Here is a 19635-nt window from a genome sequence, read left to right on the forward strand (position 1 = left end):
GATACCTACCAGTATACATGGACTGATAACCAAGTGTAATTCTCACCGAAGACATCTTTACCCAAGGTTAATTTAGTTTCGACTTGCTTGCTATAGGCTTCACCAATATGTGCCAGCTCAAACTCGTAGCCACGTTCGTACTCAGCGCCAAGCTCTCCAAGTTCATTCAAATAATTACTCTCATTATCGATAACTGAAAGCTTAGCTCGCCATAAAGAACGGTAATCTGATTGGTAAGTACCTTCTAAAACGTGAATTTGCGTCGGTGCACCATCATCGAACTGGCGATGGTTTGCAGCAAAATGCCCAATGCCAAATCCGTCGATTGTATTGCCATAAGTATCGTAAATTTCGTTTACATACCATAAGCTTTCCATATCAGTAAACTCATAGCGTAATGAAGTCGTTGAAGTCAATTGAGGGAGAAAAACACCAACATTAACAACCGTATTACCGAACAAATAGTTTTTATGGTTATCGCTATCCTCACCACCGTATTCTAAATACCATTGTGCTTGAGTGCCGTAATTTGTGGTAAAGCTGGTCGTGATAGTTGCCCATTGATCGCCCAGTTCATCATCTTGAGTGAGATCACCTATCTTATTATCGTTTCCAACAGGGTCAAAATATGCCTTAATAAAGTCCTTAAAATCTACTTTCCTAGGTCCGCCTCCGAATTGCATGACTCTGTTTAGACCGATTTTCCATCCTGCTAATGGCTCTATACTAAAGTGACTACCCGCTATTTTAGGTGTTCCATCGTGAAGCGTGCCTTGAAAACGAATTCCGTCATGGACTTTCTCAAGTTCAGAATAAAACAGTTCAAAATCGAAGTTCCACCAATTTCGAATAGGCACAACTAAACCCAAAGAAGCTGATAATGAAGGTCTCGCGTTATTAGAATATACTTGAGCCGAATGCTTAAATGGTGAAAACCAATGTTCTTTATATCCTAAATTAAGCTGCAAGTTGCCGTAGGACATGCCATAAAAAGTATTGTATGGAACAAGTTTGTTTGCATCTACTCGATACTCAGCACCGATTTGTAAAATGCTTGATTCGCTTCCACGCCAAACACCACCGAGCCCCAATTCAGCATATTCACCACTGTAATTACCTCTGTCGTTGGCTATTTGCTTTTCTTCACCGCTATCAACACGAAGTGTTATTGATCTTTGCGTCAACACATCGTCCTGCAGATAAGGTGCAATCCCCTGACTAATACTCTGCTGTAATGTGGCGTCAATATGCCTAAGTTTCATCAAATGCATCTTGATTTCACTGATACGGTAAGGCTTTGCCATAGGCGTACCAACGGTCAAAGCAAACATTTTATCGATTTGATATTCCAACAGCGGATCTTGTCCAATGGGTAAATAAGCTGTGGGGCTCGCAAAAGCGAGATTCGAAGCCAATAAACTACAGCAAGCGAGTACTCGAGCTAAATTCATTTTGTTATTCCATTACTTTTTAATGCGCTAAATACTACCAAACCAAAAGCCCATAGGCATCTGTTGAACTGTGTAAAATTGTGTTGTTCATTCAATTTCGCCTTGGAACAAGGTAAAATACTGATTTTTGAGCTTAAGCGACTCCTATGGCGCGCCGACTATATTCCTTATTATTGCTAGTATTAGCACCTATTTTATTGAGTTATCTGTATTTTATTCGAGGTAGGAAAAATCCTGACTATCGAACTCATTTTACAGAGCGCCTCGGCTTTAGCCTAAACAAGCTTCCACCACATGCTGTTGTGATCCATTGCGCCTCCGTAGGGGAAGTGCTTGCAGCCACACCTCTCATCAAATCAGTACTTAAAGAACAAGCTGCAACTCCAATCATTGTTACTTGTAACACCCCGACAGGTAGAGAAGAGATAACAAAAGCTTTTCACAGCAATGTCCAAGTACATGTCTGTTATTTACCTATCGATTTTGCTTTTGCGGTCAGAAAATTTTTCAATACCTTGAAGCCCAAGCTCCTTATTGTGATGGAAACTGAGCTGTGGCCTAATCTCTTTCATTATGCCAAGCAAAACCAATGTAAAACCTTGGTAGTCAATGCCAGACTCTCTGAAAAGTCATACCAAGGTTATAAAAAGCATGCTTGGTTAACCAAAGGCTTAATGAGCAACATAGATCTGCTTGCAGCCCATAATGAAGAAGACGGTGAGCGTTTCATCAAGCTCGGGCTTGTTCAATCTAAGCTTCACATTACCGGCTCAATCAAGTTTGATATTTCAGTCACTGAAGAAGAAATTGCAAAGGCAAGACAATTCCGAATAGGTTATCCCGAGCGGGTAATTTGGCTTGCAGGATCTACGCATCCTAAGGAGCATGAGCAAGTCATTGCCGCACATCAGCGAGTATTAAAGCAGGTAAGTAATGCGTTACTTATTATCGCGCCTCGCCATCCCGAGCAGTTTGAAGCGGTTGCTGACTACCTCAATGAGCAAGAGATCGCTTTTACCAAAAAGAGTAGTAACAGCATAAACACAGAAGCCTCGGTCTTGTTAGCTGATACTTTAGGGGAATTAAAGTGGCTATTTGGCGGTGCCGATATCGCCTATATTGGTGGTAGCTTGATTGAACGCGGCGGTCATAATCCACTAGAAGCGGCAGCTCATGGTGTACCAATTTTAACCGGTCCACATACCTATAATTTTGCGCATATATACCCTCAACTTATCGCGCAACAAGGTGCCATCGTAGTCGATGATGAGGACAAGCTTGCCGCTGAAATTATTACGCTATCTGAAGATAAATCGCTTCGAACGCAAATCGGTGCTAACGCTCAATCGGTACTAGTTGAAAATACCGGAGCTATTGCTAAAACCATGAAACTAATCAATAAGAGCTTGGAATAATTCATGAATACAGTCATCTCTACAATGCAAAACTGGGTTAGCCAAGTCATTGTGAAATACAACTTTTGCCCGTTTGCTCGACAGGAAGTTGAAAGTAACAGCATTCATTATTTCGTGTCTCAAGCGATAAGACACGACGATGCCGTGATGGATATGTTAGAGCAGTGCTCAGAGTTAAACCATGAGCCAGAGCGAGAAACAACGCTAGTTATATTTGATAAAGGTTTTAGCAATTTTGACGACTTTTTGGATCTCGTCGACCTAGCAAACGCTTTATTAGTAGCGCAAGGGTTTGAAGGCACTTATCAAATTGCCACTTTTCACCCAGATTATGTTTTCGCTGATAGTGATGAGCATGACGCAGCAAACTACACTAACCGCGCGCCCTACCCAACACTCCACTTGATCCGCGAAGAAAGTATGGCTCAAGCATTAGCAGAGTATGACGATCCCGAGCAGATCCCAGAAAATAATATTCGCCTCGCAAGGCGTAAAGGGGAAGCGTTTTGGCAGCATTTGCTTCAGCAATGCCACAAAGCTAAATGACCTAAGCTTCGGATAAATAGTCAAAAGGCTGGTTTAGCCAGCCTTTTCTAGTAAGATTTTGGAAGTATTACTTTTTCACCCAGCTGCCATTTACTTGAATATAATGGCCTGAATGCGTTTTGTTATACGCTTTTTTAGCAGCTAAAGCTTCCACTTGCTCAAGTGTAATACCGTTCTTTTTCGCTAATTGCTGGTATTTTTCTTTGCGCTTTTCATTCACTTCATCAACTAGCTGCTGCACACCTTGGCCATTTTTAACTACGCCAAGATAGCCCGATGTAGTTTCGCCAACTAAACCCTGTGATTTAGCATCGTCAATGGAAATTGCGAATGCGGCGAAACTCATACTGAGCCCAATAATTAGGGTAGAGATTGCTTTTAGCTTCATAAATCCTCCTTAGAATAGCTCGCTGTCTTCGCTGAATAAATTGTCGAGTTCTTTATCCACTTTCACGCGGATCTCATGATCTACTTTTACATTTAAGTTGATCGTAATAGGCTCTTTGGTTTCTACTTGCACCTTATGAGTACAAGCGCTCAATACCAATAAAGCTGATATCACTAGCATCCATTTCATTCACTAACGCTCCTCTTTATTTAACGCATTTTCCACTTCGCGCGTAATCTCGTCGCTTAAGCGTAGGGCTCGTAATAAGGTAAACACATTTTCTGAGTGTGTATAGTTAAAGTTTACTGGTTGTTGTTGGAGTTTGTTAATTCCTGTAATTTTAACATCTAAGTCCAACCAGCCGTCTTCACTTAAATTTACGCCACTACTCAATTGCTCAATGGTCAACTCGTCAAGTACACCGATCACCGTTTGTAAGCTAGGTTGCTGCTCTTTTAGCGCATTAATTGATGCATTGTTTTCAACCTTTAATAGCCCTTCACCAACACTGTGTATTTTACCAGAGTCAATTCGCACACCCGATGAAGAGAGTTGCACTGGTAATGTCCCTGAGATTAGCCCTTTCAGCTCAACGCCCGCATCATGTCCAGAAGCGGCAATAAGCTCCAAACTCAGTTTATCTAGCGATACCTGAACGACCTGCGGCGTTGGGACCAAACTAACTTCATCAATCTCCACGTTACCGGCAAAAACCTGTGCGTTAATATCTTTCAATTTAGCCACGCCTGCTTCGCTGAGTAGTTGGCCTGTTATTGCTTGAACGATAACACCAGCTCTCAACTCTTCAACACTCAGTGTGGTTGGCTTGAGTTGAATATTAGCTGAACTTAATAGACCAAAGACATCAATCGTTGCATTTTGAATAAGCCGTTCATTAAATAACGCAGAGCCGTTTTGAACGCCCCCATCTAAGGTAAATATACGCGTGGATAAATCCCCTTCGACTACTGCAGAGAAGTTACCATTGCTAATTTTTAAGTTCGGTAAAAGCGCGTCAATATATGGCTGAAGTTGAGTAAGCTGCTGTGTGGGCACATGTAATTGTGCTGGATGTTTTAAGCTTGAATATTGATGCTCAAGCAACGCCTTTACACCATCAATATTAATCACATGTGACGCCATCAATCCGCGGCTTTGCTGCCCTTTGCTGTCAATGCTCACGTTTTTCAAACTGAGATCAGCTAAGTTAACTTCTGCTACCTTAGTATTGCCCGACAAGGTTGAAAAGATTTCTCCGGTCGCGACTGAGCCTTGCCAGTGCAGTGTCTGCGCAAACTCATTCAGTTTATAACTCTGCTGTTGTATCTGTGCACTGGTTAAGTTGAGATTGATATCAAAATCATGTGTAGGCTCAAGCACAACTCGCCCGCTCAACGCACTCTGTTTTGCTGTTACATTCTCAACACTCAGGTTTTGCAGTTTTGAATCAAGCGTTATCGCAAAACTCATCCCTTCAGGTAAGACTCTGTGTAGTAGATGCCCACTTTTGAGTTTTGGCACATCTAGCTGCGCATGTAAATCAAGCGTCAGAGATGGATTATCGATCACCAAACCTGATGTCGATAACTGGGTTGAGAATATGCTCGGCTGAGCCTCAATTGTAATTAGCTCGGTTGGGTTACCCGATATTTTGAAGCGGCTATTGAGCTCGAGATTCTCAGCAATAACATCTTGTAGTGTAAGCTTTTGAAGGTCAGTTGTGATTTCCCCGCTCATATTAACAAAATTTGGTCGCGCACTCAGCGCTCCAGAGAGTGTATGCGCGCCCCACTTATCATCGAAAAATTCAAGGCGAATATCACCATTGACGAAAGGCTCAGTTAAGTCGACTGCCAGCTCGTTAACTTCAAGTTGTAACGGTTTATCTTTACCCGTCACTTCAAGTAAATCTGTCGCAATTGAATCCGCAGAAATAGTAATTTCTCTCGTTAAATGGACCTGCCAAGTGGTCGGTAACAGTTTACTATATTCAGAAGTAAGACAATCAAGCGCTGATTTCGCTGAAATCGGCTCGGCAAGTGCTACCTTCCCCTGCTGCGTTGCTAAATCATAGCGCCCGGACAAAGCGCCTATATACGCAACGGTACCTTTACATTCAGCCTGTTCAAGCGCCACTAAAGTTTCAAGTTCTAGCTCTGCGTCCATAGCCAGACCATCGAATTCAAGTTGGCTAGTTCCTGAAAGGGCTTGGATCTGAGGAGGTAATAAAGCGCTGAGGTACTCGCCACTAAGGTCAATATTTGCAGCAATACGCTCTGGCTGCAACGTAACTTCTGCATCGATGTCACCTGCTATTACAAATTGATTCAGCTCGGACTCCGAAATCGACACAACTAATGGCTTTGGTAATGGCTCGCCAGATACAGACAGCTTGGCAATATGCGTTTTGGGTCTGGTGATGTCGAGTGGCAATGCAAGGCGCTGTGGCTGAGTTGCATTTGACTTTTTGGGCGGAAGAAGTTGAATATCTGCTTTTTCAATATTGACTTGGCGCATGCTTAGTTGCGCATCAAAAAGCTGGGCATTAAACGCATCTGTCTGCACACATGCTTTTGTAATATGGATACGATTGAAGCCCGACAAACGCCAGTCAAGACAACTGACCTGAAGTTCATTAAGGGGTATAAAATGTTTAATGGCCCAGAGCGACAAAGGAACTCTGGCAAGGTAAACACCCACGAAAACACTGAGTATCAACACTAAGCTCCAAAGCCATTTTTTCATTCGTATCCCTAAAATATGATTGGTATTTCCTTTTCAGTGTACCCGATAGATAATTATCGAGCCATGAATAAAAAAGGTCACCGAAGTGACCTTTTTTAATTTCGTTAGCCTACTAGCTTACGCGCATTGCGAAACATACGCATCCAAGGGCTATCTTCTTGCCACTCATCTGGGTGCCAAGAGTTTGCTACTGCTCTGAATACACGCTCAGGGTGCGGCATCATCACAGTTGCACGACCGTCTGTTGACGTCATGCCCGTAATACCAGCAGGAGAGCCATTCGGGTTAGCTGGATACTGAGTGGTTGGATCACCGTAGTTATTAACAAACTTCACAGCAACTGAACCTGAATTCAGTGCAGTTTGTACCGCCGCTTCGCTTGCAAACTCAGCGTGACCTTCACCATGTGATACCGCGATTGGCATACGAGAGCCAGCCATACCATCAAAGAAGATTGACGGGCTTTGCTGTACTTCAACTAAGCTGAAACGCGCTTCAAAACGCTCTGACTTGTTGGTGACAAAACGTGGCCAGTTTTCCGTGCCTGGGATCAGCTCTTTTAATGTAGAAAGCATCTGACAACCATTACACACACCTAAGCTGAAAGTATCTTGGCGTTGGAAGAAGCCTTGGAATTGCTCACGTGCTGAGTCATGGAATAGGATTGATTTAGCCCAGCCTTCACCAGCACCTAAAACGTCACCGTATGAGAAGCCACCACATGCCACTAGGCCTTTGAATTGCTCTAGCGTTAAGCGACCTTCAAGGATATCGCTCATGTGTACGTCGATTGCCGCAAAACCAGCACGGTTAAATGCTGCCGCCATTTCGATATGTGAGTTAACGCCTTGCTCACGCAAGATGGCAACTTGAGGCTTCACCCCTTTTGCAATATAAGGCGCTGCGATATCTTCGTTTAGATCAAAGCTTAGTTTAACGTTAAGACCCGGATCTTTGTCATCGAACTTAGCGTCAAACTCTTGCTTCGCGCAATCTGGGTTATCACGTAGTGCTTGCATCTGGTAAGTTGTCTCAGCCCAGATAGTGCGAAGCTCAGTGCGAGTATTTTCAAGTACCGCCTGACCGCCACGAGTAAAGATAACCTTGTCTTCACCGTTTAGCGTACCGATGCGATGTGCAATATCAGCAATACCGTACTCAGCAAATATCGCTTCAACCGCAGCGATATCGTCATTGCGAACTTGTAATACTGCGCCAAGCTCTTCATTAAATAGCACTTCTAAGTCAGTACCTTGCAGCGCATCTAATTCAATGCTCACACCTGTGTGGCCTGCAAACGCCATTTCGGCGGCAGTGGTGAATAGACCACCGTCAGAGCGGTCGTGGTAAGCGATAAGCTTGCCAGACTCAACTAATGCTTGTACCGCATTGTAGAAGCCTTTTAACAGCTCTGGGCTGTCAACATCAGGTGTCTTGTCGCCAAGTTGCTTGTACACTTGGGCTAGGCTTGAGGCACCAAGACGGTTTTGACCAGCACCTAAGTCAAGTAGGAATAGGCTGGTTTCACCCTTATCAGTACGAAGCTCAGGCGTGACTGTTTTGCGAATATCCTCAACACGACCAAATGCGGTGATGATAAGTGATAATGGCGCAGTCACTGACTTTTCTTCGCCATTCTCATCCCACTGAGTCTTCATCGACATTGAATCTTTACCAACAGGGATTGTAAGGCCTAATGCAGGACATAATTCTTCACCAACCGCTTTAACCGCTTCGTAAAGACCCGCATCTTCGCCTGGGTGACCCGCAGCCGCCATCCAGTTTGCCGAAAGCTTAATGTTGTTTAGGCTACCGATATTAGCACCAGCGATATTGGTTAACGCTTCTGCTACCGCTAGACGAGCCGAGGCTCCATAGTTAAGTAGTGCCGCAGGGGTGCGCTCACCCATCGACATCGCTTCACCGTGGTAAGTATCGTAAGTTGCCGCCGTTACCGCGCAGTTAGCGACTGGTACCTGCCAAGGGCCAACCATTTGGTCACGTGCAACCAAACCTGTTACGGTTCTGTCACCAATCGTGATAAGGAATGTTTTCTCAGCAATCGTTGGTAGGCGAAGTAAACGCTTAGCTGCATCTTCAAGCTCAATACCCGAAGTATCTAATGCTGTACCCACTACACGCTTTGACTCAACGTCACGATGCATTTTAGGTGGCTTGCCAAGTAATACGTCTAGTGGCAGGTCCACAGGATTATTATCAAAGTGGCTATCAGCTACTGTTAGGTGACGCTCTTCTGTCGCTTCACCAATTACCGCATATTGTGCGCGCTCACGCTTACAAATTGCTTCAAAGCGAGCAAAGTCTTCCGCGGCAACTGCCAGTACATAACGCTCTTGCGACTCGTTACACCAGATTTCGTGTGGTGCCATGCCAGGTTCATCGTTCGGGATGTTACGCAACTGGAATTTACCACCACGGCCGCCGTCGTCGACAAGCTCAGGGAATGCATTTGATAAACCACCAGCGCCCACATCGTGAATAAACGCTATTGGGTTATCATCACCAAGCTGCCAACATTTGTCGATCACTTCCTGACAACGACGTTCCATCTCAGGGTTTTCACGCTGAACAGAAGCAAAGTCTAAATCTTCGTTTGATTGGCCAGATGCCATTGATGAAGCTGCACCGCCGCCAAGACCGATGTTCATTGCCGGACCACCAAGTGCGATTAGCTTAGCACCTACAGGGATTGAGCCTTTTTGCACATGATCTTCACGGATATTGCCTAAACCACCAGCGATCATAATTGGCTTGTGATAACCACGTACTTCAGCGCCATTATGGCTTTCTACTTTTTCTTCGTAAGTACGGAAGTAACCCAATAGGTTTGGACGACCAAATTCGTTGTTAAATGCAGCGCCACCAAGTGGGCCATCAAGCATGATGTCTAATGCATTAACAATGCGTCCTGGTTTACCAAAGTTTGTTTCCCAAGGTTGCTCGAAACCAGGAATACGAAGGTTAGAAACCGTGAAGCCAACTAAACCAGCTTTTGGCTTAGAACCACGACCGGTTGCACCTTCATCGCGGATCTCACCACCAGAACCTGTTGATGCGCCAGAAAATGGGGCAATCGCCGTTGGGTGGTTGTGCGTTTCCACTTTCATCAGAATGTGGATATCTTCCTCGTGGTAAGCATATTCGCCGTCTGTATTTGGAAAGAAACGACCAGCTTTAGAGCCAACCATTACCGCAGCGTTATCTTTATACGCCGACAGCACGTTGTCGCTATTGGTTTCGTAGGTGTTTTTAATCATTTTAAACAGCGACTTAGGCTGCTCTACACCATCGATAGTCCAATCAGCGTTGAAAATTTTGTGACGACAGTGTTCAGAGTTTGCTTGAGCGAACATGAACAGTTCGATGTCATTAGGGTTACGGCCAAGCTTTTCAAAGCTTTCTACTAAGTAGTCAATTTCGTCATCGGCAAGTGCAAAGCCTTGCTCAACATTCGCAACCGCGAGTGCTTCACGGCCGCCGCCAAGAATATCTACTGAAGACATTGGGCGAGGCGTTTCCGTGCGGAATAATTTAGCTGCATCATCAAGCTCTGCATGAACAGATTCGGTCATGCGATCATGAAGTAACTGTGCAACTTCTTCAAACTGAGCTTGTGTTAGTTCACCCTCAACATAATAAGCAATACCACGCTCAACACGGTGTACTTGCGTAAGACCACAGTTGTTTGCAATATCTGTCGCTTTAGAAGCCCAAGGAGAGATAGTTCCGATCCTTGGTGTTACCAAGATCAGTTTGCCCTCAGGCTTATGCTCCGTAATAGTCGGTCCATACTTTAACAGGCTGTTTAGCTTGGTTAACTCAGCCTCTGAAAGCTCAGCCGTTAGATCAGCAAAATGCATGAACTCGGCATAAACATTGGTAACTGGTAATTGAGCTGCAGCGCAGGTTTTAAGGATCTTTTGGACTTTGAAATCTGAAAGTGCAGGTGCACCACGTAGGATTAACATAGGTATTTTCATCCGGGGTTAAGGATTGAACGATATCTTTGGGCGCTCATTATAGTGGAAATAGCGCGCGGAATTAACACTAATTTGTCAAAACTAGAAAATATCATGCAAATCTATCATTACCTTAAGTTAATTCGGCTTTTGCAATTATGATTTTGCTGCGGTAAGTTGGGATTTCGAGCGCAAAAGAGAACCTAGGTCATGTTTAAATACGTCTTTATGTGCTTTGTTGTCATCTGTTTAGTTGGGTGCGACAAAGCCCCTCTTAATCAGTTGCAACATGTAAAACAAAATAAGGTATTACGTGTTGGCACGCTCGCGGGTCCGGGAAACTACTACCAAGGCACCACTGGAGAACAAGGGTTCGAATATGAACTGGCGAGTGAATTTGCCAATGAGCTTGGTGTTGAATTACACATCGTTCCTTACTTTAACTTAGATGAGTTATTTGCAAGGCTAGATGCCGGAGACTTAGATATCGTCGCCTCCGCGGTGAGCTTCCACCCATCAAGAACAGCGCAATATCGTTTTGGCCCAACGTATAGAATGATCAGTCAAAAGCTCGTGTACAAACAAGGGAGAGAGTGGCCAAGAGACTTTGATGATATTAAAGCGCCAATTACCGTACTTGCACACAGCAACCATGTTATCGCGCTTGAAGAGGCTAAAACAAGCCATCCTCATTTGAGTTGGGAGGTTGTCTCAGATAAAGGTGAGGAAGAACTGCTTCAGGCCATCATTGATGGAGAGATTGACTACACCATTACAAACTCACATTCACTGGCCCTATTTAGACGCTACCACCCGACCGTCAGTATTGCGTTTTCAGTTACAAAAGATGAACATGTGGCGTGGATGATGCGTAACGAAAAAGACGACTCGTTATATGCGTTGCTGCCTGCATTTTTCGCTCGAGTACAACAAAACAACTTTTTGGCCACGCTCGAAGAGAAGTATTTTGGTCATATCGAAGAGTTTAACTATGTAAACACCTTAGCCTTTGTCGAAGCCGTACATAGTACCTTACCAACCTATCTCAAGTGGTTTAAAAGTTATTCGAAACAGCACAATATCGATTGGCGTTTGCTGGCTGCAGTCAGCTATCAAGAATCGATGTGGGATCCCAGAGCTAAATCTCCAACTGGGGTTCGTGGCATTATGATGCTAACGCAACCCACAGCTAAAAAAGTTGGCGTGACAAACCGCCTCAATGCCCAACAAAATATTGAAGGTGGTGCCAAATATCTACGTATTTTATTTGACCGTATGCCTGAAGAAATACAGCAACCCGATAGTACTTGGCTTGCCCTTGCTTCTTACAATGTAGGCTGGGGCCATGTACGAGATGCACGCAACATTACTTCGGATCAAGGTGGCGATCCGAATAACTGGGCAGATGTTAAAAAACGACTACCGCTACTTACTAAAAAGCGCTACTATCGAAATACAAGATATGGATATGCTCGTGGTGATGTTGCGGTAACGTATGTAGATAATATTCGCCGCTATTATGATGCACTTGTGTGGTTGGAAGACAACGGTGCACTCCTACCTGATAGCAGTAAAGCCTCTTCGCAAACGACTCCGGTTGATAATTCGGACAAAGCCAGTGAAGTCGAGAAGCAACAGTAATTTATATTTACTAAACTGGCTTGATAAATGCTTCAAAAGGTCATAAATCTGTCATAGGCATAGCGTATTTATACTAAATTAATATTTGGGGGCATTACCCCCACCTAATCTCTCACATTCGGAGGTTCTATGTTGAGAAGACGTCGGAATCATCAATTTAAACGTAACACCAAATACACGTCGCCAAATCGCCGTCGTGTAATGATGAAAAATGCACACCGTAAAATGCTCTTGCGCCATCGTATTTTTGCGCTAATTCAAATGGAAGAGCAAAGGGACGCAAAAACAGCCACAGCGGTAGTACAGCCTTAAGTACTACCGTTTTTCAACTTTTTTGCTGCTTTAATCTCTTGGCGTCTGCGCTTAAAAAATGCAGACAGCTTTTCGCCACATACTTCACCCAATACGCCCGATGTAACTTCTAGTTGGTGGTTCAGCTTTTCGTGCTGTAACAAGTTCATTATCGAACCAGCCGCACCCGTTTTTGCATCAGAGGCACCAAACACCACTCGGCTCAAGCGGCTATGAACCAGTAAACCGGCACACATAGGACATGGCTCAAGCGTCACATATAAAGTGCAATCAATCAGCCGATAATTTTCAACGATTTTGCCAGCTTCTCGAATAGCCATCATTTCAGCGTGAGCCGAAGGGTCATGACAGGTAATTGAACGGTTCCAACCCGCAGCTATCATTTCACCATCTTTCACTACAACAGCACCGACTGGAATTTCGTTTTCGGCTTCAGCTTTGTCAGCAAATGCTAACGCCATTCTCATCCAATATTGATCATCTTTTACTTCTGACATGATAATTTTATTGTCGTCCTCACCTAAAATGGAGTATATCACCTCCAGCAGAGCTCTGGTTAAGCTGCTATTCTTAAATAATCATAGTCACCATTACAGCTGCTTTTATAAGCAAACTCAGGATGTTACCAACATCTTTTTAATATTTTGCGGAGATTATTGATAATTTTCGCAATTTTGCCGTGGCTCACAGGGTTGGATTTACGCTATAATTCGCCGCTTTTTTTATTTCGTAAGCTCAAAAACACACGGGTAGAATATGAAATTTCCGGGACGCCGTAGGCATAAACACTATTTTCCGGTGGAAGATAAAGATCCGCTTATTAACCAGTTACACGCTGATGATCGGCTAAAAAGGAGCTATATCTGTGGTATAGATCAAATCGTCGTTGATATCGAAGCGAAAGTGGATCAAGCTTTTCTGGATGAATTCCACTTACAGCGTGGTATGTCACAAGTGATAGACAATGATGTCACCAACGCCCTTTATGATAGGCTAAAACGTGATGACATGATCGACTATGAATTTGCCGGCGGTACCATAGGTAACACCATGCACAACTATTCAGTGCTAGCAGATGACCGCTCAGTACTGCTTGGGGTGATGAGTGAAAACATAAAGATTGGCAGCTACGCCTACAAATTTTTATGTAACACCTCAAGCCGAGTTGATCTAGACTACTTGCAGCCAGTTGATGGTCCCATCGGTCGTTGTTTTACACTTATCGATGACAGTGGTGAGCGAACTTTTGCTATCAGCGCAGGATTAATGAATCACCTACGTCCTGAGTCTATTTGCCAAACGCTTATCGAAGAATCATCGGCGTTAGTGATCAGCGCTTATTTGATGCGCACGAGTGGCGACGAAACCATGACACAAGCAACGATGCAGGCGGTTGAGTATGCCAATAATGCTGGCATACCCGTAGTATTGACGCTTGGCACTAAGTTCTTAATTGAACAAGACCCCAAATGGTGGGCTGACTTCGTTGCTAAACATGTTGATATCCTTGCGATGAACGAAGAAGAAGGTGAGGCGATCACAGGCTTTAGCGATCCACTTCTTGCCGCAGATAAAGCACTGGACTGGGTTGATTTGGTCATTTGTACCGCTGGCCCTAAAGGGCTGTTTATGGCGGGTTATGTTGATGACAGCTGCAAGCGTGTGACTGAATACCCGTTGCTGCCTGGCGCTATTCCTGAATTTAATCGCTACGAATTCTCACGCGCAATGAAAAAAGCCCAGTGTGAACAGCCGATCAGAGCATACAGCCATACCGCTCCTTATATGGGTGGACCAGACATCATCAAGAACACAAATGGTGCCGGTGACTGTGCCCTTGCCGCTGTTCTGCATGATATTTGTGCTAATGAATACCATAAACTGAATGTACCAAACTCAGCAAAACATGAACAAAGTGCAATTACCTATTCATCTTTGGCACAGATAAGCAAATATGCAAATCGTGCAAGCTATGAGGTACTCGTTCAGCATTCACCAAGGCTATCTCGAGGCTTACCTGAGCGTGAAGACTCACTAGAGCAATCATACTGGGAACAATAACGGTTCTTAGCTTGTTTAGGATTGGTAAAAATAGCGACTACGGTCGCTATTTTTATATCATCTAGTGTGTATATAGCTTGGCATCAAAAAATAGCAGTACCAAGTTCGTTGGATAGGTATTCTAATGCCGCGATCCCAGCCAAAGAGTTACCTACTTTATCAAGCCCTGGCGACCATACCGAAATTGTAAAACGATTCGGCACAATAGCGATTATTGCCCCCCCGACACCCGACTTGCCAGGCATTCCTACTCGATAACCGAAGTCACCTGCTGCATCGTAAAGACCACTCGTAAACAACAGCGAGTTCATTTGCTTGGTTTGTTTTTTGGTTAGTATCCGCTGTTTTGATAAGTTGCAGTAACCCTGACTAGACAGATAGGAAAATGACTTCGCCAACTCAGTGGTATTCATTTCTATTGCACAAAAATTGAAATATGACCACAACACATCCTCGACTTCATTATTAAAATTGCCAAATGACTTCATCAAATAAGCCATCGCTGCATTTCTATACCTGTGATCATACTCAGACTGCGCCACAACCTTATTAATACACAGCTTATCATTACCAGACATCGCTCTATAGCTTTCTAGCATGGTATGAATTGGAGCAGATAAACGAGAGTACAGCGCATCACAAGTTACAATGGCACCTGCATTTATAAAGGGATTTCTTGGAATGCCATTTTCGAACTCAAGCTGAGTTAAGGAATTAAAAGCAGTACCCGAAGGCTCTTTCCCTACCCGACTCCAAAGCTCGTCACCATAGCGCTGCAATGCTAGCGTCAATGTCATTACTTTAGATACTGATTGAATTGTAAATCTGGCTTCAGTATCTCCAGCACTAAATGTTTCGCCATCTACCGTGTGAAGTGAAACAGAAAATTGTTCTAACGGCTGCTCAGCTAAAGCGGGAATATAATTAGCAACTTTGCCTTGGCGTAACAACGGTTGAACTCGCTGTGCAGCCTGCTCTAAAATTTCTTGGTAATTTGGCATATGCTCGTAATTAAGGCTAGCTAGGGTGATTGGAGAAGTGTATCAAAAAAGGCCCCGTAGGGCCTGATGTTTATCTGAAACTAAGGTTATTTCAGTTCCATTTCTTGAATAATCTCGTGCGCAATAGGTGGCGTTGTACTCACCGGCTTTTGATGTTTATTGGCTTTTAACTGACCTTTTCGGTGCTTCAAAGCTGCATCCAGCTTTTTAGACGCTTTAGCAATAGCAGGATACATCACTTCGTCTTCACCTTTTACTGATATTCGGCTACCTGCGTAGTTTGTACTTATCTCCGTGTAAAATTGTTTGTGTTCTTTGCTGACGATGATGTCTAGGGATAACAACGACGGAAAATGGTTAGCGATCTTGGCAAACTTTTCATGAACGTGGTTTTTAACAGCATCGGTTACATCTACGTGATGGCCAGATAAATTAATCTTCATATGCAATCCTTCTTTTGCGTTTACCCTTAACAATAGTATTGGCACGATTGCTCGATTTCTCAAGAGCCTTAGCAGAAATTTATTACAAAAATTGGAAGGAAGCTGATTCTAATCAAAAAATAGATTGGTAGAAAAATTATGCGCTAATTAGGATTGTTAGAAAACTCAGGCATAAAAAAAGCCCTAGAAAGGGCTCTTTTCATATTGCGTAAACTTTACAATTAAAGGCCTGCACGCTCTTTGATGACAGCAATCAATGCTGAACCACCGTGGTTTGACTCAGCCCACGCTAAATCTTTACCATCTTCTAACGCGCTTTTTGGAATACTTTTAATAATGTACTCGCCCGAATCGACAGCGTTGCTAGCAATTGCATGTCTAAGTAAGTTGTTACCGTTGCACTGGATTGCATCGTAAACATTACGCATTTTAAGGCGTGATGTTTTCAAAGCGTTACGAATGCGATTTTTATCGTCCGCTGCGATATATTCACATATAGAAAGCGCCAACTGATCGTTTGCACTTACTGGTTTGCTGAAAGAAAAAGCTGCAACAGCGATAGAAGCTGACAGTAGCACGGTAGTTAATTTCATTACACAGACCCTTTAATACTTTATTCGTAGCATATAACTGGCTATATTTTAGCAACCTAAACAATTGTTAGCAAGAAACTCATAGTTTTTTGTTCAGAGTTACGAATTTATAACTATGGTTATTTCTTTCATCAGGTTCGTTACACTCAGTTTCAAGCACTTCCCATTCAGCAACTTGCTCGTAGTCCGGAAATTGAGTATCCCCTTCAACTTCTAAATCGATGAAGGTCAAATAGAGCCGCTGAGCATAAGGCAGAAATATGTCATATATATGACCACCGCCAATTATCATAATTTCGTCACAACCCCTAACAGCACTAAGTGCGGCTTCAGGTGAAGCGAGGACTTCAATACCTTCTTGAGTATAGTCAAGATTTCTGGATATCACTATGTTTCTACGACCAGGAAGAGGCCTACCAATAGACTCAAATGTCTTTCGGCCCATAATCACGGGTTTACCTAGCGTAACCTTTTTGAAATGTTGAAGGTCTGCAGGTAAGTGCCACGGCATATCGTTATCTTTTCCGATAACACGGTTATTTGCCATCGCAGCTATCATTGAAATTACCACAACGCACCTTTATAGTATTTTAGTATTAGTTTATACACACAATTAGCATGCAAGATGTTTGGTTAACCTGACTCGGGATAAGAAGTAAGTTAATCCACTAAAATCACTAAGCTCAAAAGCGTAGTATCACTCTAGCCAGAAGTTATTTCTTAATACAAGGCAAATTTGTGCGTCAATAGCTGGCCTATTGCAAGCAAATTTAACGCAGTAGTAAGGGATAATAGCTGCTAGAGAACAAGTTGTTATCCCGAGTTCAGGTTGATTAGTATATCATCTTCAACACAATTGCGGCGAGAATACTGAGTTGAAGTAATATACCGCTTAAATAGGCATAAAAAAGGCCCATATATGGGCCTCTTAGAATAAATTCAATGTAACTTAACGCTCGTAAATAACTTCAACATCGTAGTCGTCGTCATCCCAATCATCCCAGTCATCATCGTCGCTCTTATCATTTTTAGTTGCATGTCTGTGGTATGTGTCCCACTTAAATTCAACTTCTTCTTGCTGCTCTTCTTCGAATTTATCTTTTGGCATGCTTTCAAGAAGGTTCATGATATCAAAGCACAAAGGTTGCGTATTTAACTTGTTTGCAGCAGAGATCATATAAAAGTTTTCTGCGTCTAACTCTTCAGCAATACGAGCGCATACTTCTTCTCTTTCTTCTTCAAGCAATAAATCCACTTTATTTAGCACTAACCAACGAGGCTTTTCCGCTAATTTAGGGCTGTATTGATGCAGTTCGTTAATAATAGCGAAGCCATTCTCAACAGGATCACTACCGTCAACCGGCATCACATCAATAATGTGCAATAACACTCGACAGCGCTCTAAGTGCTTTAAGAAACGAATACCAAGGCCTGCACCGTCAGCTGCACCTTCAATTAGGCCTGGGATATCAGCAATTACAAATGACTTGCTCGCTTCAGGTCTTACAACACCTAAATTGGGCACTAGCGTGGTAAATGGATAGTCAGCGACTTTTGGTTTGGCAGCAGATACACTGCGGATAAACGTAGATTTACCAGCATTTGGCAGACCTAACAAACCGACGTCTGCAAGCAGCATTAATTCTAAGCGAAGGTTACGAACTTCACCTTGAGTACCCAGTGTTTTCTGTCTTGGTGCGCGATTAGTACTTGACTTAAAACGCGTATTACCAAGACCATGATACCCACCTTTCGCTACGATCAGCTTTTGTCCATTTTTGGTCAAATCGCCTAAACACTCTTCAGTATCGACATCTGTAACTCTTGTACCAACTGGTACCTTAAGTACTAAGTCCTGACCTTTTTTACCGGTACAATTACGGCCTTGACCGTTGGTACCACGCTCAGCCCTGTGAAAGCGTTCAAACTGATAGTCGATAAGCGTATTTAAATTTTCATCAGCCTGCAGGAATACACTACCGCCATCGCCACCATCACCACCGTCTGGGCCACCATCTGGCACAAACTTTTCGCGGCGGAATGAAACGACACCACTGCCCCCATCTCCGGCTTCCGCTCTAATCTCTACTTCATCGACAAACTTCATGGTTTAAACTCTTTAACTCTGTCTGAATTCACTACACCATTATAGCAGCAGCGACAAATCGCTCCTAATACCAATTGTATTAATACGCCTTGATATAGCTAATTTGGTAATTGATGTGCTGAAAACAAAAAACCCCGCCTAAGCGGGGTTTTTTAGTATTTAATACCGATTACTCAGCAACGATGCTAACGTATTTACGGTTTAAAGGACCTTTCTGCTCAAAAACAACTTTACCGTCTGCTTTTGCGAAGATTGTGTGGTCTTTACCGATACCTGCGTTAGAACCAGCGTGGAACTTAGTACCACGTTGACGAACGATGATGCTACCCGCTAGAACTGATTCGCCACCAAAACGTTTAACACCTAAGCGTTTACTTTCTGAATCGCGACCGTTACGAGTACTACCAGCTGCCTTCTTATGTGCCATCTTTCTGTACCTCTAAAAATTAAGCGCTAATGCCAGTGATTTTAACTTCAGTGAACCACTGACGGTGGCCCATCTGCTTACGAGAATGCTTACGACGTCTAAACTTAACAATCTTAATCTTCTCGCCACGACCGTGAGATACAACTTCAGCTGTAATTTTACCACCGTTAACAAACGGTGCACCGATCTCGATCTTTTCACCATCAGCAATTAGAAGTACTGAATCAAATTCAACTGCTGCACCAGTTTCAACGTTTAGCTTTTCTAAACGAATTGTTTGACCTTCAGTCACACGGTGCTGTTTACCACCACTTTGGAAAACCGCGTACATAATTAACTCCGTCTGTGCGCCCTCAAATCGACGCAACTTAATATTCTTCAATAGGGCGCGAAGTTTACGCTAATGCGTATCTTGGCGCAAGAGCAAATTTGAAGAAAGTGAATAAAATTTAGCTCGTATGAGGGCAATCAAATATTTTCCCCTATTCTAGTCAAAAAAATGTCAAAGCCAAGCTCTTTTTTCTC

At 43.4% G+C, this 19635-nt stretch carries 18 protein-coding genes; 5 read left to right on the forward strand and 13 right to left on the reverse strand.

Annotated features, from left to right (window positions below; translation table 11 throughout):
* Positions 1-5 precede the first annotated feature (5 nt).
* Positions 6-1451 carry a capsule assembly Wzi family protein gene (locus tag NH462_RS10215; protein WP_253105615.1) on the reverse strand — a complete coding sequence of 482 codons (1446 nt, stop codon included), beginning with the start codon at positions 1449-1451 and terminating at the stop codon, positions 6-8.
* 146 nt (positions 1452-1597) lie between these two features.
* Here NH462_RS10215 and waaA point away from each other — a divergent pair, with 146 nt between their 5' ends.
* Entirely contained in the window at positions 1598-2866 is a 1269-nt protein-coding gene (gene waaA, locus NH462_RS10220; protein WP_253105616.1) for a lipid IV(A) 3-deoxy-D-manno-octulosonic acid transferase, read from the forward strand.
* A gap of 3 nt (positions 2867-2869) precedes the next feature.
* A complete protein-coding gene (locus NH462_RS10225) occupies positions 2870-3412 on the forward strand; it encodes a DUF1415 domain-containing protein (RefSeq protein ID WP_253105617.1) in 543 nt (180 codons plus the stop codon).
* A gap of 67 nt (positions 3413-3479) precedes the next feature.
* Here NH462_RS10225 and NH462_RS10230 read toward each other — a convergent pair whose 3' ends face one another.
* The 4 genes from NH462_RS10230 to purL form a co-directional block, all read right to left on the reverse strand.
* Complete coding sequence (locus NH462_RS10230; RefSeq protein ID WP_017216535.1) at positions 3480-3800, reverse strand: YdbL family protein; 321 nt, start codon at positions 3798-3800, stop codon at positions 3480-3482.
* A 9-nt stretch (positions 3801-3809) separates the two neighbouring features.
* Positions 3810-3989 carry a YnbE family lipoprotein gene (locus tag NH462_RS10235; RefSeq protein WP_010374602.1) on the reverse strand — a complete coding sequence of 60 codons (180 nt, stop codon included), beginning with the start codon at positions 3987-3989 and terminating at the stop codon, positions 3810-3812.
* A 3-nt stretch (positions 3990-3992) separates the two neighbouring features.
* Entirely contained in the window at positions 3993-6545 is a 2553-nt protein-coding gene (locus NH462_RS10240) for a YdbH domain-containing protein (protein WP_253105618.1), read from the reverse strand.
* A gap of 104 nt (positions 6546-6649) precedes the next feature.
* Positions 6650-10534 (reverse strand): phosphoribosylformylglycinamidine synthase, encoded by a 3885-nt coding sequence (gene purL / locus NH462_RS10245; protein WP_253105619.1) that lies wholly within the window; start codon positions 10532-10534, stop codon positions 6650-6652.
* 201 nt (positions 10535-10735) lie between these two features.
* Between purL and mltF the strand changes: the two genes are divergently transcribed.
* A complete protein-coding gene (gene mltF, locus NH462_RS10250) occupies positions 10736-12166 on the forward strand; it encodes a membrane-bound lytic murein transglycosylase MltF (RefSeq protein WP_253105620.1) in 1431 nt (476 codons plus the stop codon).
* A gap of 129 nt (positions 12167-12295) precedes the next feature.
* Positions 12296-12478, forward strand: a complete 183-nt coding sequence (locus tag NH462_RS10255; RefSeq protein WP_010374594.1) for a hypothetical protein — start codon at positions 12296-12298, stop codon at positions 12476-12478.
* On the opposite strand, the gene tadA is transcribed toward NH462_RS10255, so the two are convergent.
* Positions 12475-12975, reverse strand: a complete 501-nt coding sequence (gene tadA / locus NH462_RS10260; RefSeq protein WP_253105621.1) for a tRNA adenosine(34) deaminase TadA — start codon at positions 12973-12975, stop codon at positions 12475-12477. The two genes, NH462_RS10255 and tadA, sit on opposite strands and share 4 nt — an antisense overlap.
* A gap of 259 nt (positions 12976-13234) precedes the next feature.
* Here tadA and NH462_RS10265 point away from each other — a divergent pair, with 259 nt between their 5' ends.
* On the forward strand, positions 13235-14539 hold the full coding sequence (locus tag NH462_RS10265; protein WP_010374590.1) for an inosine/guanosine kinase: 1305 nt from the start codon (positions 13235-13237) through the stop codon (positions 14537-14539).
* Positions 14540-14622: 83 nt separating this feature from the next.
* Here the strand turns inward: NH462_RS10265 and glsB are convergent, their stop codons facing one another.
* From glsB to rplU, 7 genes are all read right to left on the reverse strand, one after another.
* A complete protein-coding gene (gene glsB, locus NH462_RS10270) occupies positions 14623-15540 on the reverse strand; it encodes a glutaminase B (RefSeq protein WP_010374588.1) in 918 nt (305 codons plus the stop codon).
* Positions 15541-15626: 86 nt separating this feature from the next.
* Positions 15627-15983, reverse strand: a complete 357-nt coding sequence (gene raiA, locus NH462_RS10275; RefSeq protein ID WP_010374586.1) for a ribosome-associated translation inhibitor RaiA — start codon at positions 15981-15983, stop codon at positions 15627-15629.
* Between the two features lie 221 nt (positions 15984-16204).
* On the reverse strand, positions 16205-16576 hold the full coding sequence (locus NH462_RS10280; protein ID WP_010374584.1) for a DUF3718 domain-containing protein: 372 nt from the start codon (positions 16574-16576) through the stop codon (positions 16205-16207).
* A gap of 79 nt (positions 16577-16655) precedes the next feature.
* Positions 16656-17147 (reverse strand): type 3 dihydrofolate reductase, encoded by a 492-nt coding sequence (gene folA, locus NH462_RS10285; protein WP_026345589.1) that lies wholly within the window; start codon positions 17145-17147, stop codon positions 16656-16658.
* A 378-nt stretch (positions 17148-17525) separates the two neighbouring features.
* On the reverse strand, positions 17526-18683 hold the full coding sequence (cgtA, locus tag NH462_RS10290) for an Obg family GTPase CgtA (protein WP_010374580.1): 1158 nt from the start codon (positions 18681-18683) through the stop codon (positions 17526-17528).
* A 169-nt stretch (positions 18684-18852) separates the two neighbouring features.
* Positions 18853-19110, reverse strand: a complete 258-nt coding sequence (gene rpmA, locus NH462_RS10295) for a 50S ribosomal protein L27 (RefSeq protein ID WP_010374578.1) — start codon at positions 19108-19110, stop codon at positions 18853-18855.
* Positions 19111-19129: 19 nt separating this feature from the next.
* Complete coding sequence (gene rplU, locus NH462_RS10300) at positions 19130-19441, reverse strand: 50S ribosomal protein L21 (protein ID WP_010374575.1); 312 nt, start codon at positions 19439-19441, stop codon at positions 19130-19132.
* Between the last annotated feature and the right edge of the window lie 194 nt (positions 19442-19635).

The sequence above is a fragment of the Pseudoalteromonas sp. OANN1 genome (assembly GCF_024124685.1).
In the GTDB taxonomy this organism is placed as follows: Bacteria; Pseudomonadota; Gammaproteobacteria; order Enterobacterales; family Alteromonadaceae; genus Pseudoalteromonas; species Pseudoalteromonas piscicida.